A 21594-nucleotide genomic window follows, 5' to 3' on the forward strand; every position below is an offset into this window, starting at 1 on the left:
CCACAGCTTGAATCACGAGCTCGCTTAAAACACCAGCCCTGTTTCCAAACAGGCTCTTAGAAGTTCGTCATCGATAGTGATACCGGCACAGGTTCCGTCGTCATCCTGCCCAATGAAAATAATCCCCGGCAGCCGATGGTTGGGCAGATCGTTGGCAAAGGCACAAATGGCTTGCCGGACCGCATCTCGATTCGATGGGTAATCGCGCTTGCGCTCGACCCGATCAGATTCGATGTCCCTGAAAAGTTCCGCGATCTCAGCGTCTGTAAGCATCAGCCTCTCTCCGCGTCTGCACCCTACCGCGGCGCCTCTCCGGAGACCAGCGACCTCATGGAGTGTCTAACCAGTGTCTCTGATATGGCCTTGCAGCCGCAGCTCGCCGATGCTCGGCGGGTGCCGACCGAGCGTGACGGAGCGCTGGAACGCCGCGCCGATGGCCCGATTCTGGCGTTGGCTGCTGCGCATGGTCGCGGAGGAAACCTCGGCCACCGTCACGAGCCCTGCCGCGTCCCGACCTGCTGCCAGTGCCCGGGGTTGAGCACCAGCCGGCCGGCATCCTCGAAGCGCAGGGTCAGCGGGTAGCGCCCCGGCACCATGAAGTCGGTGGCCGAGACCGGCTTCAGCTCGGTCCGCTCTTCCTTGCCGATGGCGAAGGCGGCGCGGGCGCCGGTGGCCTGGGCGAACAAGCGGTCGCCCTCGGCCGTCACCCTCACCGTGACGAACGGGCTGAAGACGTAGTCGCCGGCCAGGGCCTTCGCCTGGTCGGCCGACACCACCGGCTTGCTGGCGGGCGTCGCCGGCTGCGGCTGGTCCGGCACCGAGGTCAGGATCGCGTCCCACATCGCCTCGCCGCCGATCACCCCGAGGTCGACCGTTGGCAGCATCGCCGCCTCGTCCTCCAGCTCGCCGGTCGAGACGGCGTACAGCACGTCGCCGTCGAACTCGGTGGCGAAAGGCTGCAGCGCCCGGCCCATCGAGCTGTGCACCTGGATCGCCAGGCGCTGCAGCTCCGCCGGCTTCAGCTTCTGGTTGGTGACGACCAGGCTGACCGTGGTGTTGCGCGCAGGGGCGTCGGCGTTCGGCGCGCCGGTCCAGCCCGGCTTGCGGCTGGCCGGATAGCCCGCCAGCAGCGCCGCGGCGGTCAGGTCCTTCGGCCAGCCTTCATCGCCATAGCAGGCCGCCACGGTGCCGTCCCGCCTCGTCACCACGCCCAGGGCATTGACCACGACGAAGGCGGCGACCTTGACCTGCCCGACCTGGCGGAAGGCGCCGCCCTGGCCGGAATGGGCGTTGCAGCCGAACAGCGATCCCGTCATGGCCAGACGCCCGGCGCCCTGGGCGCCCAGCGGGAACACGCCGGGCTTGGCGGCGCGGAAGGCGGCCTGGGCCAGCCGCTTGTCGGGCACGATCTCGTTCAGCCGGCGGCCGCCGAGGTCATAGATGATGGCGCCGACCGAGAGGGCGATGTTGTCCCAATGGCCGCCGCGGATGCCGTCCTCCTTCAGTGCCGAGGCGACGGCGGTGGTGGCCTCGAGCCCGTACCAGGAGCCACCGGAGAACACCACGGCGTCCAGCTCCGGCGCGTCGTAGCCCAGGCGCAGATAGTCGGTGTTGACCGTGCCGGGCCCGCCGCCGCGGACATCCACGGCCGCCAGCGACCGCCGGTCGAAATGGAACACGGTGACGCCGGTCGGCCCCTCCTCGTACTCGCCGGGGCCGCCCCGCACCGCCGGCCAGTCGAACTTCAGCCCCTTGTCGCCGGCGTTCAGCCCCGGGGCCGGCGCCTCCTGGGCCGCGGCCGACGCCGCCAGCAGCGCGACGAGCAGGCCGGTGGCGAGCGCCCCGCCGATCGATCCGGCCCTGTTCCCTCGATTCCGCATCCCATCCCCCTGTCGATGACCCGCCGGCTGCCCCGGCATGAAACGGGAATGCTGTCCCAACCACGCCGCGGGCGGAAGGGATAAAGGCGCCACGGTTGGCGATCATGCGCACCGGCCATGGCGCTGCGGCTGCCCAGCCCCATCTTCATGGGGGCGACAGCGCAGACGGAGGCAGGCGATGCCGCGTTCCCCGATCCTCTCCCGCCGCACCCTGCTGGGGGCCATGGCCGCCGCCGGCGCGGCCCCGATGCTGCCGGACGCGGCGGCGCAGGCGTCCCCGCTTACCCGGCCGATCCCGTCGACCGGCGAGGCGATGCCCGTGGTCGGGCTCGGCAGCTGGATCACCTTCAATGTCGGCGACGATCTGGAGGCGCGAGACGAGTGCGCCGAGGTGATGCGTGCCTTCTTCGCCGAGGGCGGAAGAATGATCGATTCCTCGCCGATGTACGGCTCGTCCCAGCCGGTGATCGGCTACGGCCTGGCCAGGCTCGGCCATCCGCCCGGCCTGTTCGCGGCCGACAAGGTCTGGACCTCGGGCGACGGGCCGGGGCAGATCGAGCAGTCGCGCCGGCTCTGGGGCGTGCCGCAGTTCGACCTGCTGCAGGTCCACAACCTGCTGGCCTGGGAGACGCATCTCGACACGCTCCTCGCCATGAAGGCGGAGGGCCGGCTCCGTTATGTCGGCATCACCACCTCGGAGGGGCGGCGGCACGGCGAGATCGAGCAGGTGATGCGCAGCCGGCCGATCGACTTCGTCCAGATCACCTACAACATCCTCGACCGCGAGGTGGAGGAGCGCATCCTGCCGTTGGCGCAGGACCGCGGCATCGCCGTCATCGTCAACCGGCCGTTCCGCCAGGGCGAGCTGATCGACGATTTCGGCGGCGAGGCGCTGCCCGGCTGGGCCGGCGAGATCGGCTGCGGCAGCTGGGCCCAGCTCCTGCTGAAATTCGTGGTCTCGCACCCGGCCGTCACCTGCGCCATCCCGGCCACCACCCGCGCCGACCATGTTCGCGAGAATCTCGGCGCCGCCCGTGGCCCGATGCCGGATGCGGCGATGCGCCGGCGCATGGCCGCCGATATCGAGGCGCTGTGATGTCGGAGTGGTGGAGCTACCGGCTCTCCGACTTCCTGCTGTTCTCGCCCCGCACCTATCACCGGCTGTTCGGGCTGTACAACGCCGCGATCTGGCCGGCGCAGGCGGCGGCCGTGCTGCTCGGCCTGCTGATGCTGGTCCTGCTGCGGCGCGGCGGGCCGGTCGCCGGGCCCGCCGTCGCCGCCATCCTGGCCGCCTGCTGGGCCTGGGTGGCGATCGCCTTCCATCTCGACCGCTACGCCACCATCAACTGGGCCGCGCCCTGGGCCGCGACGGCCTTCCTGGCGCAGGCGGCGCTGCTGGTCTGGGCCGGGGCGGTCGGCGGTCGGCTGTCCGCCCCGCCGCGGCTCGATATCGCCGGCCGGGCGGGGATCGGGATCTTCCTGTTCGCGCTGCTGGCCCAGCCGGCGATCGGCCTGCTGCTCGGCCGCTCCTGGCGTCAGGCCGAGATCTTCGGCGTCGCGCCCGACCCGACCGCGATCGGCACGCTCGGCCTGCTGCTGGCCCTGGCCGGTCCGGCGCGCTGGGTGCTGATGGTCCTGCCCGCGCTGTGGTGCGCCGCCACCGGGGCGACGCTGTGGGCGATGTCGGCGCCGGAGGCCTGGGTGGTCCCGGCCGCGGCCCTGCTGGCTCTCGTCCTGGCGACCTGGCAGGGGCTGCGCCGGACGGGCTGATCGCGCCGGTTGGCAGAATCAGACGGCATCCTGTCATTGCTGCCATCGGGTGATCCGGCCACACTCGCGGCATGTCCGACCCGACCTCCCCGCGCCGCATCGCCGTGCTGGCCTTTCCCGGCGTCGGGCTGCTCGACGTCGTCGGCCCGCTCGAGGCCTTCGCCGCCGCCTCCGCGCTGCTGGGCGACGGCGGGGCGCCGCCGGCCTATGCGGTCGAGATCCTGGCGGCGCGGGCCGGCCCGGTTCGCGCCGACTCCGGCCTGGCGGTGCTGGCCGGTCGCGGCCTGGAGGACGCCGGGGAAGGGATCGACACGCTGCTGGTTGCGGGCGGCGCCGGGATCGAGGATGCCGTCGCCGACCCGGCCCTGGTCTCCTGGCTGCGGGCCGCGGCGCCGCGGGTGCGGCGGCTCGGCTCGGTCTGCACCGGGGCGCTGCTGCTGGCCGAGGCCGGGCTGCTCGACGGCCGCCGCGCGGCCACCCATTGGAACTGGTGCGAGCGGCTGGGCCGGCGCTACCCGGCGGTGCGGGTCGAGCCCGACCCGATCTTCGTCCGGGACGGCCCGGTCTGGACCTCGGCCGGCGTCACCGCCGGCATGGACCTGGCGCTGGCGCTGATCGAGGACGACCACGGCCGCGACCTGGCGCTGGCCACGGCCCGAGACATGGTGATGTTCCTGAAGCGGCCGGGCGGCCAGTCGCAGTTCAGCGCCGCGCTGGCCGGCCAGACGGCGGAGCGCCGGCCGCTGCAGGCACTGCAGGACTGGATGCTGGCGCATCCGGAGGCCGAGCTGTCGGTGCCGGCCCTGGCCGAGCGGGCGGCGATGAGCCCGCGCAACTTCGCCCGCGCCTTCCGGCGCGAGGTCGGCACCACCCCCGCCGCCTATGTCGAGCGGCTGCGGGTCGAGGCAGCGCGCCGCCGGCTGGAGGAGACCGACCTGCCGGGCGAGACCGTCGCCCGGGCCTGCGGCTTCGGCAACGGCGACGGCATGCGCCGCGCCTTCCTGCGCCGGCTCGGCGTGGCCCCGCGCGAATACCGCGAGCGGTTCCGGCCGAAGCCATGATCCTCACCTGAAGGGGCCTGAGATGAACGAGACACCCGACCTCGGCCGGGCGGCGCTGCTGCCGGTCGACCTGCAGCGCGGCTTCGACCTGCCGTCCTGGGGCCGGCGGAACAATCCGGAGCTCGACGCCAACGGCCGGCGCCTGCTGGCGGCCTGGCGGCGGGCCGGGCTGCCGCTGCTGCACATCCGGCACGATTCGGTCGAGCCCGGCTCGACCCTGGCGCCAAGCCATCCGGGCCATGCCTTCCGCCCGGGCTTCGAGCCACGGGAGGGCGAACCGGTGGTGGCGAAGTCGGTGAACTGCGCCTTCATCGGCACCGACCTGGACCTGCGGCTGCGGCGGCTCGGCGTCGGCACGGTGGTGCTGTTCGGCTTCAGCACCGACATGTGCGTCTCGACCACCGCCCGCGTGGCGGCGAATCTGGGCTACCGGACGGTCGTGGTCGGCGACGCCTGCGCCTGCTTCGACCTGCCGGACGGCGCCGGCGGCACGGTCGCGGCGGAGGACCTGCACCGCGCCCATCTGGCGACGCTGGCGGCGGAGTTCGCCACGGTCGCGACCACGGGTGCGGTGGTGGAGGAGATCGGCCCGTAGGTCGGGTTCGCGTCAGCGAACCCGCCAACTCGATATCTCCAATCTGTCATTGCCGGGCTTGACCCGGCAATCCAGTGGGTCTCGACGCTCTCTGGATGCCCGGGTCAAGCCCGGGCATGACAAAAGTGGGATTGCGGGAGACGAACGATGCCTGACTTCAGGCCTTGCGGTTCCGCAGGGCCTCGGCCTGGGCGTAGAACTTCTTCTCCCACTCCTTGTGCGCGTCCTGCCCCTCGCGGATGAAGGGGGTGAAGACGGCGAGGTTGAGGAGCAGCCAGTTCACCAGCCGCGCCGGGAAGCGCAGCGGCTTGACGAAGTCGATGAACAGCACGACCCGGGTCTTGTCGGTGTGGTTCCAGGCCTCGTGCTCATAGGCGTCGTCGAACACCAGGGCCTTGCCTTCTTCCCAATGGCAGATCTGCTTGTCGACGCGGATCGCCAGCTTCTCGCGCGGCTCCGGCACCAGGAGCGGCAGGTGCAGCCGCAGCACGCCGTTATAGGGGCCGCGATGGGCCGCCAGGTGCTTGCCCGGCTCGAAGATCGAGAACATCGCCGTCTTCAGGCCCGGGATCTTCTGGACGATGCGCCAGGTCTCCGGGCACTGGGCGATGTTCCTCTCCGAGCTGACGCCGTAGCCGGCCAGGAAGAACGTCTTCCAGTGGTTGTCCTTGGTGATGGTCTTCACGTCGGACGAGATGTCCTGGAAGCTCGGCAGCTCGTCCTGTCGCAGCAGGACGCGGTCCAGCTCGGCCCGGATCAGCGGCCATTCGCGCTCGATCTCGGCGACCCAGGGGAAGGTGGCGGTGTCGTAGACCGGCGGGTTGCCGACCTTGCTGTACTTCAAGTTCAGCCGCTCGGCCCAGGCCACGACGCGCATGAAGAAGCGGGTCACTGTGCTCGGCCGGTCCAGGGTCGGATCGATGCCTGCGGTGGCGAAGGTCTGCTTCGGGGTCATCGCGCCCGGATGCGTCGCGGTGCCTTGGTTTCCGACGCTTGCGTTCACGGTCTCACACTCCGACTGTGCTCTCGCTTCCGACCAGGGGCAGCGACTGTGCCCGCCGCTGCGACCTAGGATTATATCGCAGAAACGGGCGGTTGGGATCTTGGCCCGCCACGGGATTGCTTCCCCTACACCAATGGTGGGGCGGTTGCCATCGCTCCATCTGCGAATCATTCCTAGACGGATTTGTGACAACGTCAAGACAGTGCGGGGAGCGCTACGGTGCCGCGGATCGCGGCGGGACCATCCGCAGCGTTAAGTCGCCTCGCCGGAGAAGAGCGCCGCGACCCGTTCGTTCTCGGCATCGAACGCCTCGAGTGTCATCGGCGGATACTGCCCAGCCAGCAACCCGAGGCGACGGCCTGCATCGGGAGCGGCGGTTATTGGGACAAGGCGGGCCGCGGGGCGGCCGTTGCGAGTGATGACGACCTCGGTCTCGCGGCCTGTCTCGATCGCGGCAATCAGACGAGAAAGGCTGGATCTGGCCTTGGAAATGTTGACGGTGCTCATGGCGACTGGGCCTCGCTAGGCCCGACCAGCATAGGGCGACGGTGATCGCTTTCAAATCGATGGTCCGCTTTCTGCAGGCCTGACGCCCGCATGCAGCCACGCTATGCTGGCCCGCAACCCGCCGGAGGCTCGCCCATGCCGTCGCTCGCGCATCTGCTGCCGTTCTTCGTCGCGACCGTGCTGATCGCGATCATCCCGGGGCCGGCGATCCTCTACACCGTGGCCCAGACCCTGGCGCGCGGGCGGGCGGCGGGGTTCCGCGCCGCCACCGGCATCGCGGTCGGCGACCTGGTCCATGTCGCGGCCGCCGCGGCCGGGCTGTCGGCGGTGTTCCGCTGGTCGCCGCCCCTGTTCCTGGCGGTGAAGATCCTCGGCGCCGCCTATCTCGTCTGGCTCGGCATCCGCATGGTGCGCAGCCGCCGGTCCGGCGACGCCCTGCCGCAGTTGGCGGAGAAGACGGCGCGCCGCGCCTTCGCCGAGAGCGTGACGGTCGAGCTGCTGAACCCGAAGACGGCGCTGTTCTTCATCGCCTTCCTGCCGCAATTCGTCGATCCGTCCGCCAGCCTGCCGGTCTGGGCCCAGTTCCTGGTGCTGGGGATGATCGTCAACGCCGTGTTCTTCGCGGCGGACGTGGTCACCCTCCTCTGCATCGACCGGGCGATGTCCCGGCTGCGCCGCAGCGAGCGGGTGGCGCGCTGGCTGCGCCTGGCCAGCGGCTCGGCCCTGGTCGGGCTGGGCGCGCATATGGCGCTCAGCCGGAACTGAGAGCCTGCCCCGATATTCGCCCCGGCGGCCATCTGACGCGGTTTTCTGCGCTTCCGGTGCTCACGGACCTCATGTCCGCTGAGCTCCGGTTCTCGAAAACCACGCCAGCCGACTCACCGGGCCGAACCTCCGGGCAGGCTCTGAGCGCATCGCGAAAGAATCATGCGCGCCGCGTGACCGCGACCACGGCCGCTCCTATACTCCCTCCGTGACAGGAGGAATGCCGCCATGACCGCCTTCGACAAGCGGAGTCTCGCCGATTGGGAAGCGCTGGCCCGGAAGGAGCTGCGCGACCGTCCGCTGGAGAGCCTCACGGTCGAGACGCCGGAGGGCGTGACGGTCAGGCCGCTCTACACCGCGGCCGACGTGCCGGAGGGTACGGCCGGCGAGCTGCCGGGCTTCGCGCCCTTCACCCGCGGCGTGCGGGCGACGATGTATGCCGGCCGGCCCTGGACCGTCCGGCAATATGCCGGCTTCTCCACGGCGGAGGAGTCCAACGCCTTCTACCGCGCCAACCTCGCGGCCGGGCAGCAGGGCGTCTCGGTCGCCTTCGACCTGGCCACCCATCGCGGCTACGACAGCGACCACCCGCGCGTGGTCGGCGATGTCGGCAAGGCGGGCGTCGCCATCGATTCCGTCGAGGACATGAAGATCCTGTTCGACGGCATCCCGCTCGACCGCATGTCGGTCTCCATGACCATGAACGGCGCCGTGCTGCCGGTGCTGGCCGGCTACATCGTGGCGGCGGAGGAGCAGGGGGTGCCGGAGGCCAGGCTGTCCGGCACCATCCAGAACGACATCCTCAAGGAGTTCATGGTCCGGAACACCTACATCTACCCGCCCGGGCCCTCGATGCGGATCGTCGCCGACATCATCGCCTACACCGCGGAGCGGATGCCGAAGTTCAACTCGATCTCGATCTCCGGTTACCACATGCAGGAGGCCGGGGCGACGGCGGTGCAGGAGCTGGCCTACACCCTGGCCGACGGCCTGGAATATGTCCGCGCCGCGATCTCGCGCGGGCTCGACGTCGACGCCTTCGCCGGCCGCCTGTCCTTCTTCTTCGCCATCGGCATGGACTTCTTCACCGAGGTGGCGAAGCTGCGCGCCGCCCGCCGGCTCTGGGCCGAGCTGATGCAGGAGAAGTTCGCGCCGAAGAAGGCCGAGAGCCTGATGCTGCGCACCCACTGCCAGACCTCCGGCGTGTCGCTGACCGAGCAGGACCCCTACAACAACGTGGTCCGCACCACGATCGAGGCACTGGCCGCGGTGCTGGGCGGGACGCAGAGCCTGCACACCAACAGCTTCGACGAGGCGCTGGGCCTGCCCACGCCGTTCTCCGCCCGCATCGCCCGCAACACCCAGCTGATCATCGCCGAGGAGACGGGGGTGACCCGCACCGTCGACCCGCTCGGCGGCAGCTACTATGTCGAGGCGCTGACGGCGGAGCTCGCGGCCAAGGCCCGGGCGCTGATCGACGAGGTCGAGGCCATGGGCGGCATGACCAAGGCGGTCGAGGCCGGGCTGCCGAAGCTCAGGATCGAGGAGAGCGCCACCCGCCGCCAGGCCCGGATCGACCGCGGCGAGCAGACCATCGTCGGCGTCAACAAATACGTCCCGGAGAAGCCGGACCATGTCGAGGTGCTGGCGATCGACAACTCGGCGGTGCGCGAGGCCCAGGTGGCGCGGCTGAAGCAGATCCGCGCCGGGCGCGACGAGGCCGCCTGCCGCGCGGCGCTGGCGGCGCTGACCGCGGCGGCGAAGAGCGGCGAGGGCAACCTGCTGGACCTGGCGGTCAAGGCGACGCGGGCGCGGGCCACGGTCGGCGAGATCTCGGACGCGCTGGAGCAGGTGTTCACCCGCCACCGCGCCGTGATCCGCTCCGTCTCCGGCGTCTATGGCGGCGCCTTCGCCGGCGACGAGGGCTATGCCCGGATCCAGCAGGAGGTGGCGCGCTTCGCCGAGGCCGAGGGCCGGCGGCCGCGCATGCTGGTGGTGAAGATGGGCCAGGACGGGCACGACCGCGGCGCCAAGGTGATCGCCACCGCCTTCGCCGATATCGGCTTCGACGTCGACATCGGCCCCCTGTTCCAGACGCCGGAGGAGGCGGCGCGCCAGGCGATCGAGAACGACGTCCATGTCGTCGGTGTTTCGTCCCAGGCGGCCGGGCACCTGACGCTGGTGCCGCAACTGCTGCAGGCGCTGAAGGCCGAAGGCGCCGGCGACATCCTGGTGGTGTGCGGCGGCGTCATCCCGCCGCAGGATTACGAGACGCTGCTGGCCGCTGGCGTCAGCGCCGTCTACGGCCCCGGCACCAACATCCCCCAGGCGGCCGGCGAGATCCTGGCCCTGATCGGCAAGGCGCGCGCCGCGGCGGCGTAGTCCCCCTCACCCTCCCGCCGCCAACGCGGCGGGCCCCTCCCTCTCCCCGAGGAGAGGGGATCGGAGCCGCGGCTCTTTACCTCTCCTTGGGGAGAGGTCGAAATCGCGATAGCGATTTCGGGTGAGGGGGCGACTCCGGCGCATCCGCCCGCGCTGCCTGGGGAGACGTTGACCGTGCGGCTGTTCCATTTCAGCGACGACCCGGCGATCGCCCGCTTCGAGCCGCGGCCGGTCCGCGTGCCGTCGGCCCGTCCCGCCGGGCAGGAATGGCTCAACGGCCGCTGGTCTGGGCGATCGATGACGCTCACCAGATGCTCTACCTGTTCCCGCGGGATTGCCCGCGGATCCTTGCCTGGGCGACGCCGCGGACCTTGCCGGCGGACCGCGCGCGATGGCTGGGGCCCGGCGATCCCCGCGCCGTCGCCTTCGTCGAAGCCGGCTGGATCGACCGGCTGCGCGCCGCCGTGATCCATCGCTACGAGCTGCCGCCGGCAACCTTCCGCGGCCTCGAGGATGCCGGGATGTGGGTGTCCGAGGCGCCGGTCGTCCCGCTCGGCCGCGTCGCTCTGGCGAAGCTGGACGGCGAGCTGGTCCGGTGCGGCGTCGACCTCCGCGTCGTCGACTCCCTGGCCCCGCTCACCGCGCTGTGGGACAGCAGCCTGCATGTCAGCGGGATCCGGCTACGCAATGCGGCCACCTGGCCGCTGGCGCCCTCGCCGGGTCCGCGCTAGGATCGTTCCGTCTTTGTTCCGGAGGAGTCGTGGCGAAACGGGCCGGCAGCGCCGATCTGCCCCTGCATCACGGCCGGGTGCCCGCCTGGCTGGGCCGGCGCATGGCCCGGCTGGGCGCGGTGATCGCCGAGGCGATCATCCACCATTACGGTCGCGACGAGTTCCTGCGCCGCCTGGCCCATCCCTTCTGGTTCCAGTCCTTCGGCGCCGTGATGGGCATGGACTGGCACTCCTCCGGCATCACCACCAGCGTGATCGGCGCGCTGAAGCGCGGCCTGCAGCCGATGGCGGGGGAGCTCGGCCTGCATGTCTGCGGCGGCCGCGGAGCGCATTCGCGGCAGACGCCGGCTGAGCTGGTCGACATCGGCCAGCGCGTCGGCTTCGACGGCGAGGCCCTGGCCCGGGCCAGCCGGCTGGTCGCCAAGGTCGACAGCGCCGCGGTGCAGGACGGCTTCGACCTGTACCTGCACGGCTTCATCGTCGCCGATGACGGGCGCTGGGTGGTGGTGCAGCAGGGCATGAACGGCGACAGCCGCCTGGCCCGCCGCTACCACTGGTGCTCCGAGGATCTGAAGAGCTTCGTCGAGGCGCCGCACACGGCCATCGAGGGACCGGGGCAGGGCGTGATCGTCAACCTGACCGACCGGCGGGCCGCGGCCTCGCGCCACCGCCAGATCGACCTGCTGCGCGATCTCGGGCCCGACCGGCTGGTCGGCGAGGTCGCGGCGATCGAAGGCCGGGTGCCGCCGCTGGAGCAACCGCCGCCGGACCAGCCGTCGCTGCCGCATCTGGTCATGCCGGCGCATCACGACGTCCGGCCCAAGGACGTGATCCTGCGCCGGCTGCACGGGGCCCTGGCCGCGGCGGCGGACCGGGCGCCGGAGGATTTCGCCGAGCTGCTGCTGGTGCCGGGCGTCGGCGCCCGCACCGTGCACTCCCTGGCCATGGTGGCGGAGGTCGTGCACGGCGCGCCCTGCCGCTTCGCCGATCCGGGGCGCTTCTCCCTGGCCCATGGCGGCAAGGACCGGCACCCCTATCCGGTGCCGACCCTGGTCTACGACCGGACCATCGCGGTGCTGAAATCCGCGCTTGCCCAGGCGAAGCTGGGCCATGACGAGCGGCTGGACGCGATCCGCCGCCTCGACGACCAGGCGCGGCGGGTCGAGCGCCACGCCACCGGCCCGACCCTGCCGCAGCACATCGCGGCCGAGCGCCGGCGGGCGCACGAATATGGCGGCCGCAGCGTCTTCGGCTGGGAGCCCCCACCGGCCGAGATCTCGGCCGATGTTCCGGGCAATGTCACGAAAATGCCTTGATTGCGGCCGGATCGAAGCTCTCGGCCGTGCGTTATGTCGGTCGTGCGTTGGTGGGTCAGGCCCGACGGGCCGCCCGGCAGCAGAAGGACAGGACCGTATGATCTCGACTCGCCGCATTCTGGCCGGTGCCTTGGCCGCCGCCGCGGTCACGCTGGCGGTGTCGACCCCGGCTCTCGCCGACCCCTGGAAGCATCGCTGGGGTCCGCCCTGGCGTCATCACCACGGCTACTACTACGACCGCGGCCCGGACGTGGTCGTGGTGCGGCCGCGCCCGCGGGTCTACTACGAGCCGGCGCCGGTCTATGTCGAGCGGCCGCCGGTCTATTACGAGCGCCCGGCGCCGGTCTATGTCGCGCCGCCGCCGCCCGTCTATGTGGCGCCGGCCCCGGGCATCTCGGTGAACATCCCGCTGCGCTTCGACTGAGGCCGGCATGCAACAGTCCCTGGTGCGCCTGTCGCTCCTGGCGCTGCTCGCCCTGACCGCCGCCGCCCCGACCCTGCTGCTGCAGCCGGCGACGGCGGTCGCGGACGATGACGACGACGACGATGATGATGACGACCGCTGGCGCCGCCATCACCGCCACCGGCATTGGCACGACGGGCCGCGCTATTACCACTACCGGCCGCATCGCGACCGCGTGATCGTCTATGACGACCGGCCGGCCTACTACGTGCGGCGCCCGCGGCCGGTCTATGTCGAGCCGCCGCCCCCGGTCTATGTGGCGCCGACGCCGGGGATCACCATCAACATCCCGCTGCGGTTCGACTGACGCTCCGGGTTCCTCCAAGCCGGCCGTGGCCTCGTGCCGCGGTCAGCTTTTTGCCGTCCATGCCGTTTCCTGTTGCATTCGCCGGGCGAAGCCTTATCTTGAGATTGCGAATGATTTGCAATCGCTCTGCGAGAGCAATCGTTCACGAGATCACGGATCGGGCGGGCTGGACGACCTAGCCGACGCCATCGTGAAAGCCGTCGATCCGTCGACGATCGGGCCGGTCCCTGGCTGGCGTTCCTCCGGCCCGATCTACACTCGCAGCCTCCGGAGCCTCGCTCCGGAGGCTTTTTTCACGGCGCGCGGCGGGCCAGGATGACGCCGGCCAGCGCCAGCGCGCCCAGCACCGCCAGGGCGATGCCGGTCCACTGCATGCCGTCGGTGATCGCCAGCTGGTTGTACTGCCACCAGACCTGGCCGCCGCGGTTGCCCAGCACAGCCGCCACCTGCAGCGCGGTCCAGGCGACGCCGACCCGAAGCGGCCCGGCGCCGCGCCCCAGGATCGCGGCGAAGCCGGCCAGCATCGCCAGGGCATAGGCCGGGTCGCTGCTGACGCCCCAGGCCAGCGACACCGGCACCTCGATGCTCAGCCCGGCCAGGGCCCATAGGACGATGGCCGCGGCCAGCGGGCCGGCGGCCAGCAGGCCGATGCCGGGATGCAAAGCCACCGCCAGCAGCACCACGGCGACGGCGAGGTAGCCGATCAGCGAGGCCTGGCCCAGCAGGTCGGGCACCGGTCCGCCGGCGACCGTGGCGGCGTGGACCAGCAGCGGCAGGCGGACGGCGTTCAGCCAGACGATCGGCGCCAACAGCAGCACCAGCCCCAGCGCCGCCGCCGCCACCGCGGCCGGCGCGGCATGGGTGGTGGCCGCCGGCGCCGCGGCGGCCGGGCTGCGCCAAGTGACGAAGGCCAGGGCCAGCGCCATCGCCGCCCAGAACAGGATGGGGCCGAGCGGGATGGCCAGGGATCCGCCGGCCGGCTGCAGCACCACGGCCACGGCGTTGCCCAGGATCGGCCCGAACAGCGTCGCCGCCGCGACCGCCATCACGGCGATGCGGCCGCCCGACCCGCCGCCCAGCCGGATCAGATGCAGATGGTTGCCGACCACCAGCCCGGCGGCGCCGACCACCGCGACGACCCACAGCAGGCTGGGGATCGCGATGGAATCCTCGGGTTCCAGCGGCCGGCGCAGCACGGCCAGGAAGCCGGCCAGCGCCAGGGCCAGCAGCACGCCGCTGGCCATGATCGGCGGGCGCTCGCCGCCGCGCCGGGCGAGCGCCGCCCAGCCGAGGAACGGCAGCAGTGCCAGCAGCGACTCGGCCGTCACCAGGCCGATCGCGCCGGCCTGGGCCTGCAGCGCCGGCAGCATCGCCGGGAACACCCCGGCATGCAGCAGCGGCAGGGTGCTGGCGCCCAGCGCCAGGCCCAGCACCGGGCGCACCAGCAGGGCCGTCGAAGGTCTGTCGCCGCGAACCGCCATGCCGGTTCCTTTCCGAATCGCCGGACGAGATGCGCCCCGGTCTACGGCAAAGGGGCCTCCACCGAAAGGCCGGCGCCGTCAGAGATCGATGCGGAAGCGCAACGATTCGGCGCCGCCATAGGCCTCCGCCTTGCGGAAGCGTTCGACCAGTCTGCCGCCATTGGCCAGGATCACGCGCTGCGAAGCGAGGTTGTCGGGATCGACAGTCAGCTCGACATATGGCAGGCCCAGCGCCCGCGCCTCCGGCAGCAGCAGGGCCAGGCCGCGTGTGGCGTAGCCGCGGCCCTGCTTCCACGGCACGATGCTGTAGCCGATATGGCCCAGCACATGGGCCGGCAGGGCGGCGGTGCCGGGCTGCCAGCGAATGTTGACGCTGCCGCAGAACGCCCCGTCCCACAGCCAGCGATGAAAGCCGGGCAGGCGCGGCACGGTGCTGCCGTCCGGCAGCGTGATCGGGCCGCCGCGGGCCTCCGGGTCGTCGAGGCTGGCGACGAAGCCGGCCGGGTCCCGGGCGATCCGCTCCAGCTGCTCTCGCGCCGCCTCCTTGCGGACCGTGTCCGGCGACCAGCCGCGCCGCAGCGCGTCGGCATAGCCGGGCAGGTGGTCGAGGGATGGGACGATCAGGTCGACGGTCATCCGTCCCTGGTAACGGAAAGCCCGCCCGCGGCGCAATGCCACGGGCGGGTTCTAGCCGGGCCGCGTCAGCGCTTGAGCGAGGCGGCCGCATCCTCGATCGCCTTGGCGACCACCGCAGGGCGGGGCACGAAGACGGTGTGGCTGCCGGTCACCGGCACCACATGGGCGCCGATGCGTTCGGCCTCCCAGCGCTGGAGGTCCGGGTTGATCACCCGGTCGGCGGTCGACACCAGGAACCAGGAGGGCAGCTTTTTCCACGCCGCGTTTGTCACCTTCTCGCCGAAGACCGCGGCCGCGATCGGGCCCTGGGTCGCGGCCATCACAGCCGCCTGCGCCGGAGTCGAGTCGGCGGCGAAAGAACTGTGGAAGCGGTCGGCCGGGATGGGGGCGAAGCCGTCCGGGCCGGCCTTGATCGCGTCGGCCTCGACCGCCAGCGGCTTGTTCTTGAACACATCGGCGGCGGATTCGCCGACATCCGGCGCCAGCGCGGCGACATAGACCAGGCCGGCCACCTTCGGGTCGTCGACCTGGGTGATCACCACGCCGCCCCAGGAATGGCCGACCAGCAGCGCCGGTCCGTCCTGCTGTGCCAGAACCCGCTTGGTGGCGGCGACGTCGTCGGCCAGCGAGGTCAGCGGGTTCTGCACCGCGGTGACGTGGTAGCCCTTGGCCTGCAGGTCGGCGACCACGCCGGCCCAGCTCGACCCGTCGGCGAAGGCGCCGTGCACCAGGACGATGTTCTTGACGTCGGCGGGCGCGGCCTCGGCGGCCTGAGCCATGCCGAGCGACAGGGCGGCGGCCGCCGCCAGGGCCAGGGCCTTCACGGAAACGCTCATCGGGACCTCCGGGATGTCTGGAGCGGGGCCGGCCGGATCGCCGGCCCCGCTGTGATAGTGTCAGGCGACGGTCAGGCGGACCTTCAGGGTGCCGCTCGTGGCGTGCGAGTAGGGGCAGACGACATGGGCGCGGGCCACCAGGTCCTCGGCCACGGCGCGCTCCACGCCCGGCAGGGCGATGGTCAGGCCGACATCCAGGCCGAAGCCCTGGCCGTCCTCGCGCGGGCCGACGCCGACATCGGCGGTCACCGTGCTCTCCGGCGCGATCTTCACCTTGGCCTGGCCGGCGACGTATTTCAGCGCGCTCAGGAAGCAGGCGGAATAGCCGGCGGCGAACAGCTGCTCGGGGTTGGTGGCGTCGCCGCCCTGGCCGCCCAGCTCCTTCGGCGTGGTCAGGGCGACGGACAGCCTGCCGTCCTCGCTGGTGGCCCGGCCGTCGCGGCCGCCGGTGGCAGTGGCCTTGGTGCGGTAGAGGATGGTCATGATCGGTCTCGCTTGTGGGAGAGCGGCGTGACGCCGCTTGCGAGCAATTAGATAGCGCACAATCTAATTGCTCGCTATGAGAGGCGAGAGAGAGCAGTCATGCAAAATTAAATGGTGCGCAATTCAATTGCCTGGAGTATGCGGTGGGATTGCCCTGCCACCGTCCCCAGCCGGGGAGATCCCGCGATGCCCGACACCCTGGAAGCCCCGTACCGCCTGTCCGACCAGGTCTGCTTCGCCGTCTATTCCACGGCACATGCCTTCAACCGCGTGTACAAGCCGCTCCTGGACCGGATCGGCCTGACCTATCCGCAGTATCTGGTGATGCTGGTGCTGTGGGAGCGGGACGGCCTGGCCGTGAAGGCGATCGGCGACCAGTTGTTCCTCGATTCCGGCACGCTGACGCCGCTGCTCAAGCGGCTCGAATCGGCAGGGCTGGTCGAACGCCGCCGCAGCCGCGACGACGAGCGGGTGGTGCACATCCACCTGACCCCGGCCGGCCGGGCGATGCAGGCCGAGGTGGCGACGGTATTCGAGGGAATCGGCTGCGCCTCCGGCCTGACGGCGGAGACGGCGGCCAAGCTCAAGGACGCGCTGGAGGCAGTGCGCCGCCAGCTGCAGGCCAGCGCCGCCGCCTGACGGCGGCGCCGGCAGCGCGGCTCAATCCTTGCGGCTGGTGTCGGTCGACGGGTCCAGCAGCCGGTGCAGATGCACCACGAAGTAGCGCTTCTGGGCGTCGTCGACCGTCGCCGCGGCCTTGGCCCGCCAGGCGGCATAGGCCTCGGCGTAGTTCGGGAACAGGCCGACGATGTCGACCTTCGACAGGTCGGCGAACTCGACGCTCTGGGTGTCCTTGAGGTCGCCGCCGAGGACGAGGTGCAGGAGCTGCTTGGGCTGGTCGGTCATTTCGTTCACTTCGTGCCGAACATACGGTCCCCGGCGTCGCCGAGGCCCGGGAGGATATAGGCGTTCTGGTCCAGGCAGCGGTCCAGCGCCGCGGTGTAGATGCGCACGTCGGGGTGCTTGGCGTGCAGCGTGCGCACGCCCTCCGGCACCGCCACCAGCGCCATGAAGCGGATCATCTCGTCCGGCACGCCGTGGCGGTTCAGGACGTCGACGGCATGGACGGCGGAGTTGCCGGTGGCCAGCATCGGGTCGACCGCGATGAAGATGCGGCCCTGCGCCTCCGGCAGCTTCACCAGGTATTCGACCGGCATCTTGGTGTCGTGGTCGCGATACAGGCCGATATGGCCCTGGCGGGCGGAGGGGATCAGCTCGATCAGCCCCTCGGTCATGCCCAGGCCGGCGCGCAGGATCGACACCAGCGCCACCTTCTTGCCCAGCAGCACCGGCGCATCCATGGCCTCCAGCGGCGTCTCGATCCGCTCGGTGGTCAGCGGCAGGTCGCGGGTGATCTCATAGCCCATCAGCAGCGAGATCTCGCGCAGCAGGCGCCGGAACCCGTTGGTCGACCGCCCCTTGTCCCGCATGTGCGACAGCTTGTGCTGGATCAGCGGGTGGTCGAGGATGAAGAGGTTCGGGAATTCGGGCTGCGTCTTCATCGGGCCTCGGGCGCGGCGGTGTCGGCCCGACCATACAGGGTGGGGCCGGCCGTTCCAAGGGCCGGGCCCGCACCCCAGGAAGTCAGGCGCGTTCCAGCTCAAACCCCTCGTCCAGCCAGCCGGCGATGCCGCCGATCATCACCTTCACCGGCCGGCCCAGCTCGGCCAGCCGGATCGCGGCGCGGTCGGCGCCGTTGCAGTGCGGACCGGCGCAATAGACCACGAACAGCGTGTCCTGCGGCCATTCGGCCATGCGCTCGGCCGTGATCGTCCGGTGCGGCAGGTTGATCGCGCCGGGGACGTGGCCGGCGGCATAGGCCTTCGGCCCGCGCGCCTCGGCCAGCACGAAGCCGGGGGCGCCCGTGGCCAGGGCCTCGTGCACGTCGGCGCAGTCGGTCTCGAAGGCGAGCCGGGCGCGGAAATGGGCCAGCGCCTCGGCGGCCGGGGCGGCGGGAACGGCGGTGACGGCGTTGCTCATGGTCGGTCTCCGTGTGACGCGGCCGGCACTCTGCCCAAGCCGGACGGGCCGGGCCATTGGCGCGATTGACAGGGATCGGGCAGATCTTGCCAAACCGCCGTGCGCGTCAGGGCCGGAAGAAGCGGTGGCCGCCGATGGTGACGAGATAGGCCTCGGGCGTGGCCCACGCCGGGGCGCCGATCCGGGCGGGGGCATAGAAATGCGTGGCGCCGCGGGTCGGGTCGGTGAAGATGCCGGCCATCATGTGCAGCGCCACCGACCAGGCGATGCGGAACCGGGCCGCGTCGCGGATGGTCAGGTCGCCGGTGGTCCAGGGGAACTGGCCGCGATCGGCGATCACGCGGCAGATGGTCTTGGGATAGGCCGGGCTGCGCAGCCGGTTCAGCACCACCTGCGCGACCGCCAGCTGGCCCAGCCGGGTCTCGCCCTGGGCCTCGAAATACACGGCATAGGCCAGGCAGCGGGCCTGGCGCAGCACCTGCGGCCGCTGCCGCGCATCGGCCAGCCGCAGCCGGCTGACGATCAGGCGGCGGATCTGCGCCGGGCTGGCGCGGCCGCGCATGGCGGGCTGGACGGCGGGGGCCGGTTCGGCGGCAGCCGGGGCGTCCGGGCGGCTCGGGATCACGCTGCCGACGGGGTCGCCGGGCGGCATGATCCAGCCTTCGCCCAGCTCCTGTGGGGCCAGCTCCTGGGCGCGCGGCCCCGGCGCCGGGCACAGCAGCAGCAGCGCCGCCAGCAGCGGCGTGAGCAGGGCCGGCCGGCGCATCAGGGCGGCGGGGGCGGGAACAGCGGCAGCTCGACCGCGCCGTCGGGGCCGGTCAGCGTCACCGAGCCGGGGGCGATCCGCTCGACATGCCAGCCGGACAGGTCGTCGCCGGGCCGGGCGGTCATGATCTCGCCGGTGTCGTCGCGGCGCAGCAGCGCCACGCCCTGGTCGCCGGCCAGGATCACGCCCTGCACCGTGACCGCGGGCGGCGGTTCGGCGGCGGCGGCGGGGGCGGCGGCGCCTCCGCCGGCGGCGGCGGGGGCTGCGGGCCGCGGCGGCTCGGGTTGAACAGCGGCCGCTCCACCGTCGCGGTCAGGTCCGACAGCTGCGGCGCCAGCAGGGCCGGGGGCGGCTCGGCGGCCGGCGCCTCCGGCGGCAGCGCCGCCTGGGCGTTGCCGGAGCGCACGACGGCCGGCACCGCGGCCGGGTCGTCTGGCTCCAGCAGATACGACACGCCGATGGCGAGGGGGCCGAGCACGACCAGGAGCCGGGTCAGGGGATGCCACGCCATGTCAACTGCCCTCCGGCCGGCGCATCACGCCATAGACGTCGACCGAGACCGTCAGCTCCGGGTCCTCCTCGCCCTCGGTCGATTCGGTGCGGATGGTGAAGGCGGGGATGAACAGCGGCGGCGCCCCGGCCTCGAAGGCCTGCAGGATGGCGCGCAGCGCCTCGATCCGGGCGCCGAAGCTGGCGCGCAGCCCGACCCGGCTGTAGCCGCCGGGGTCCTCCACCGCCGGCAGCACCGTCATGCTGTCGACCCGGCCGCCCTGGGCGGCGACGACGCCGGCGACCAGCTGCTGCAGTGCCGCGCCGGCGATCGCCGGGGTGGCGCCCTGCAGCGCCGGCGTCTCCCCGCCCGCCGCGGCGACCAGGGCGGCGCGGCGCTCCTCCAGCCGGTCGCGGGTCAGCGACAGCCGGGCCAGCAGCGCCAGCTCCTGGCGCAGCCCGGCGGCGGTGTCGTCGGCGTCGCGGATGGCGACCGCCCCGGCGGCGAAGCCGGCGCCGATGCCTACCAGCGCCAGCAGCAGCAGGCCGACGGCGATCAGGCGGCGGGCGGCGGGGCTGAGGTCGATATTCATGGCTGCGGCCCCGTCACCAGCGTGGCGCTGACGGCGAAGCGGTCCTGGCCGCGCTGCGGGTCGCGCACGCTGGGCGCGGCGAAGGCGACGGAGCGGAACTGCGGCAGCGCCGACAGCACCGGGATCAGCCCGGCCGAATCGTCGGCGAAGCCGCCCAGCCGCAGCGTGCCCTGCTCCAGCGACAGCTCGGTCAGCCAGGCGCTGTCGGGCAAAGTCTGGCTGACCGTCTCGATCAGGGCCGTGACATAGGGCGTGGCGCGGCGCTGGGCGCCGAGATAGGAGCCCGCCTCCTCCAGCGCCCGGATCTCCGCCTGCAGGGCGCTGGCCGGCGCGGTCGCGGCGCGGGCCGTGGCCACCTGGGCGCGCAGGTCCGAGACCACGGCCCAATGCGCCGCGACGGTCCAGGCCAGCCACGCCGCCGCGACCGCGGCCGGCGCGCCGAGGCCGAGCCCGCCGATCCAGGCCAGCCGGCGCAGCGCCCGGCGGCGCTCGGCATCGATGTCGTGGCGCAGGTCGGGGCCGGGCGGCGCCAGCGCATCCTCGCCGGCCAGGTCGACCACGTCCGGGGCCCAGCCGGCGGCGCCGGCCGCCTGCACCGCGGCGTCCACCTGCTCGCGCGGCATCGCCGTCAGCTCGACCGCGATGGTGGCGGCGTCGCCGGTCGGGGGCAGCCGGCGGGCGCCGAAGGCGACGGTGCCGGGGGGCCAGGGGGTCAGCCGGTCGATCTCGAAGCGCAGCACCCGGCCCAGCGCCGCCTCGGCCTCGCGCGGCAGCACGATCCGCCGCCGCAGCCCCGCCTCGGCCGGGAAGCGCAGCACCACCTCGGCGCCGCGCCGCTGCGGGCCGCCGGCCGGGACATGGCCCAGCGGCACCTCGCGCAGCGCGCGGCGGCCGCGGGCCTCGATCAGCCGGGCGCCGTCCTCGCGCCACATCAGGATCAGCCGGCGCCGGCGCAGCAGCGGCCGGAACAGCCAGCGGTCGGGCACCAGCCCGGCCAGCTCGCGCCCCCACCAGCGCAGAAACACCGCCGCTCGGCGGACCATGCCGGCGATCATGCCGGGCCCTCCCCCACATGCCGGCCGAAGCCGGCCTCCCGCCAGTCCAGGATACGATAGAAGCTCTCGGCGTCGGCGGCGACCCAGATCACCGCCTCGACCCGTCCGCGCGCGCCGCGGGCGGTCGCGGCCTCGACGCTGACGCTGTAGACCGGCCCGGGCGCGGCGCGCAGCCGCTGGCCGACATCCTGGGGCAGCAGCCCGGCCAGCCGTTCCGGCGTCGGCGGGGGCCGCTGCTGCCGGGCCCGCACCACAGCCTCGGCCTGGGCGCGGGTGACGCCGGGCAGGGCCTGCAGCACCAGCGGGTCGGCGGAGAACGGGTTGATCGTGCCGGCGGGCGACAGCACGGTGACCAGCGGGATCAGCGTGTCGGCCAGGGTCCGGCTGATGCCGGGGACCGTGCGCAGCTCCTCGGCCGACTGGAACGGGCGCGCC

General features: G+C 72.2%; 28 protein-coding genes. 11 read left to right on the forward strand and 17 right to left on the reverse strand.

Going from position 1 to position 21594, the window contains the following annotated elements:
* Positions 1-24 precede the first annotated feature (24 nt).
* Positions 25-273, reverse strand: coding sequence for a helix-turn-helix domain-containing protein (locus LG391_RS34495; RefSeq protein WP_225773701.1), 249 nt, complete (start codon positions 271-273; stop codon positions 25-27).
* 218 nt (positions 274-491) lie between these two features.
* Positions 492-1880, reverse strand: coding sequence for a P1 family peptidase (locus LG391_RS34500; protein WP_225773703.1), 1389 nt, complete (start codon positions 1878-1880; stop codon positions 492-494).
* A gap of 178 nt (positions 1881-2058) precedes the next feature.
* Between LG391_RS34500 and LG391_RS34505 the strand changes: the two genes are divergently transcribed.
* The 4 genes from LG391_RS34505 (at position 2059) to LG391_RS34520 (ending at position 5306) form a co-directional block, all read left to right on the forward strand.
* A complete protein-coding gene (locus LG391_RS34505) occupies positions 2059-2976 on the forward strand; it encodes an aldo/keto reductase (RefSeq protein ID WP_225773705.1) in 918 nt (305 codons plus the stop codon).
* Positions 2976-3650, forward strand: a complete 675-nt coding sequence (locus LG391_RS34510; RefSeq protein WP_225773707.1) for a DUF6064 family protein — start codon at positions 2976-2978, stop codon at positions 3648-3650. Before LG391_RS34505 ends, LG391_RS34510 begins: the two co-directional genes overlap by 1 nt.
* A gap of 71 nt (positions 3651-3721) precedes the next feature.
* On the forward strand, positions 3722-4711 hold the full coding sequence (locus LG391_RS34515; protein ID WP_225773709.1) for a GlxA family transcriptional regulator: 990 nt from the start codon (positions 3722-3724) through the stop codon (positions 4709-4711).
* Positions 4712-4733: 22 nt separating this feature from the next.
* Positions 4734-5306 carry a cysteine hydrolase family protein gene (locus tag LG391_RS34520; RefSeq protein ID WP_225773711.1) on the forward strand — a complete coding sequence of 191 codons (573 nt, stop codon included), beginning with the start codon at positions 4734-4736 and terminating at the stop codon, positions 5304-5306.
* Between the two features lie 157 nt (positions 5307-5463).
* Here LG391_RS34520 and LG391_RS34525 read toward each other — a convergent pair whose 3' ends face one another.
* Together LG391_RS34525 and LG391_RS34530 are read right to left on the reverse strand one after the other, a co-directional pair.
* Entirely contained in the window at positions 5464-6309 is an 846-nt protein-coding gene (locus LG391_RS34525) for an aspartyl/asparaginyl beta-hydroxylase domain-containing protein (RefSeq protein WP_225773713.1), read from the reverse strand.
* A gap of 252 nt (positions 6310-6561) precedes the next feature.
* Positions 6562-6816: a type II toxin-antitoxin system Phd/YefM family antitoxin gene (locus LG391_RS34530; RefSeq protein ID WP_225773714.1), complete on the reverse strand. Its 255-nt coding sequence runs from the start codon at positions 6814-6816 to the stop codon at positions 6562-6564.
* 135 nt (positions 6817-6951) lie between these two features.
* Between LG391_RS34530 and LG391_RS34535 the strand changes: the two genes are divergently transcribed.
* From LG391_RS34535 to LG391_RS34560, 6 genes are all read left to right on the forward strand, one after another.
* Positions 6952-7581 carry a LysE family translocator gene (locus tag LG391_RS34535; protein ID WP_225773716.1) on the forward strand — a complete coding sequence of 210 codons (630 nt, stop codon included), beginning with the start codon at positions 6952-6954 and terminating at the stop codon, positions 7579-7581.
* Between the two features lie 228 nt (positions 7582-7809).
* The gene (gene scpA, locus LG391_RS34540) at positions 7810-9963 is read left to right on the forward strand and encodes a methylmalonyl-CoA mutase (protein WP_225773717.1); all 2154 of its coding nucleotides are present in this window, start codon (positions 7810-7812) and stop codon (positions 9961-9963) included.
* A gap of 266 nt (positions 9964-10229) precedes the next feature.
* On the forward strand, positions 10230-10694 hold the full coding sequence (locus LG391_RS34545) for a DUF6886 family protein (protein ID WP_225773719.1): 465 nt from the start codon (positions 10230-10232) through the stop codon (positions 10692-10694).
* Positions 10695-10723: 29 nt separating this feature from the next.
* Positions 10724-12010 carry a DUF763 domain-containing protein gene (locus LG391_RS34550; RefSeq protein WP_225773721.1) on the forward strand — a complete coding sequence of 429 codons (1287 nt, stop codon included), beginning with the start codon at positions 10724-10726 and terminating at the stop codon, positions 12008-12010.
* Between the two features lie 97 nt (positions 12011-12107).
* Positions 12108-12434, forward strand: a complete 327-nt coding sequence (locus LG391_RS34555; protein ID WP_225773723.1) for a hypothetical protein — start codon at positions 12108-12110, stop codon at positions 12432-12434.
* Between the two features lie 7 nt (positions 12435-12441).
* Positions 12442-12780, forward strand: a complete 339-nt coding sequence (locus LG391_RS34560) for a hypothetical protein (protein ID WP_225773725.1) — start codon at positions 12442-12444, stop codon at positions 12778-12780.
* Between the two features lie 293 nt (positions 12781-13073).
* Here the strand turns inward: LG391_RS34560 and LG391_RS34565 are convergent, their stop codons facing one another.
* From LG391_RS34565 to LG391_RS34580, 4 genes are all read right to left on the reverse strand, one after another.
* Positions 13074-14261, reverse strand: a complete 1188-nt coding sequence (locus LG391_RS34565; protein WP_225773726.1) for a hypothetical protein — start codon at positions 14259-14261, stop codon at positions 13074-13076.
* A gap of 78 nt (positions 14262-14339) precedes the next feature.
* Complete coding sequence (locus LG391_RS34570) at positions 14340-14897, reverse strand: GNAT family N-acetyltransferase (protein WP_225773728.1); 558 nt, start codon at positions 14895-14897, stop codon at positions 14340-14342.
* 65 nt (positions 14898-14962) lie between these two features.
* The gene (locus LG391_RS34575) at positions 14963-15733 is read right to left on the reverse strand and encodes an alpha/beta fold hydrolase (protein ID WP_225773730.1); all 771 of its coding nucleotides are present in this window, start codon (positions 15731-15733) and stop codon (positions 14963-14965) included.
* A 60-nt stretch (positions 15734-15793) separates the two neighbouring features.
* On the reverse strand, positions 15794-16216 hold the full coding sequence (locus LG391_RS34580) for an organic hydroperoxide resistance protein (RefSeq protein ID WP_225773732.1): 423 nt from the start codon (positions 16214-16216) through the stop codon (positions 15794-15796).
* A 186-nt stretch (positions 16217-16402) separates the two neighbouring features.
* Here LG391_RS34580 and LG391_RS34585 point away from each other — a divergent pair, with 186 nt between their 5' ends.
* Positions 16403-16855 carry a MarR family winged helix-turn-helix transcriptional regulator gene (locus LG391_RS34585; RefSeq protein ID WP_225773734.1) on the forward strand — a complete coding sequence of 151 codons (453 nt, stop codon included), beginning with the start codon at positions 16403-16405 and terminating at the stop codon, positions 16853-16855.
* Between the two features lie 21 nt (positions 16856-16876).
* Here LG391_RS34585 and LG391_RS34590 read toward each other — a convergent pair whose 3' ends face one another.
* From LG391_RS34590 to LG391_RS34630, 9 genes are all read right to left on the reverse strand, one after another.
* The gene (locus tag LG391_RS34590; protein ID WP_225773736.1) at positions 16877-17122 is read right to left on the reverse strand and encodes a DUF4170 domain-containing protein; all 246 of its coding nucleotides are present in this window, start codon (positions 17120-17122) and stop codon (positions 16877-16879) included.
* 5 nt (positions 17123-17127) lie between these two features.
* Positions 17128-17778 carry a uracil phosphoribosyltransferase gene (upp, locus tag LG391_RS34595; RefSeq protein WP_225773738.1) on the reverse strand — a complete coding sequence of 217 codons (651 nt, stop codon included), beginning with the start codon at positions 17776-17778 and terminating at the stop codon, positions 17128-17130.
* A gap of 82 nt (positions 17779-17860) precedes the next feature.
* Complete coding sequence (locus LG391_RS34600) at positions 17861-18256, reverse strand: rhodanese-like domain-containing protein (protein WP_225773740.1); 396 nt, start codon at positions 18254-18256, stop codon at positions 17861-17863.
* A gap of 106 nt (positions 18257-18362) precedes the next feature.
* Complete coding sequence (locus tag LG391_RS34605) at positions 18363-19022, reverse strand: cell wall hydrolase (RefSeq protein ID WP_225773742.1); 660 nt, start codon at positions 19020-19022, stop codon at positions 18363-18365.
* On the reverse strand, positions 19022-19216 hold the full coding sequence (locus LG391_RS34610) for a hypothetical protein (RefSeq protein WP_225773744.1): 195 nt from the start codon (positions 19214-19216) through the stop codon (positions 19022-19024). The genes LG391_RS34605 and LG391_RS34610 overlap by 1 nt, the downstream gene beginning before the upstream one ends.
* Positions 19204-19533, reverse strand: coding sequence for a hypothetical protein (locus LG391_RS34615; protein WP_225773746.1), 330 nt, complete (start codon positions 19531-19533; stop codon positions 19204-19206). Before LG391_RS34615 ends, LG391_RS34610 begins: the two co-directional genes overlap by 13 nt.
* Before the next feature lies 1 nt (position 19534).
* Positions 19535-20104: a type II secretion system protein GspM gene (gene gspM, locus LG391_RS34620; protein ID WP_225773748.1), complete on the reverse strand. Its 570-nt coding sequence runs from the start codon at positions 20102-20104 to the stop codon at positions 19535-19537.
* Positions 20101-21159, reverse strand: a complete 1059-nt coding sequence (locus LG391_RS34625; RefSeq protein ID WP_225773750.1) for a PilN domain-containing protein — start codon at positions 21157-21159, stop codon at positions 20101-20103. The genes gspM and LG391_RS34625 overlap by 4 nt, the downstream gene beginning before the upstream one ends.
* The coding region (locus tag LG391_RS34630; protein ID WP_225773752.1) for a type II secretion system protein GspK at positions 21156-21594 on the reverse strand (439 nt) is incomplete at its 5' end. The genes LG391_RS34625 and LG391_RS34630, both read right to left, overlap by 4 nt.

The organism is Inquilinus sp. Marseille-Q2685, assembly GCF_916619195.1.
GTDB lineage: Bacteria > Pseudomonadota > Alphaproteobacteria > DSM-16000 > Inquilinaceae > Inquilinus.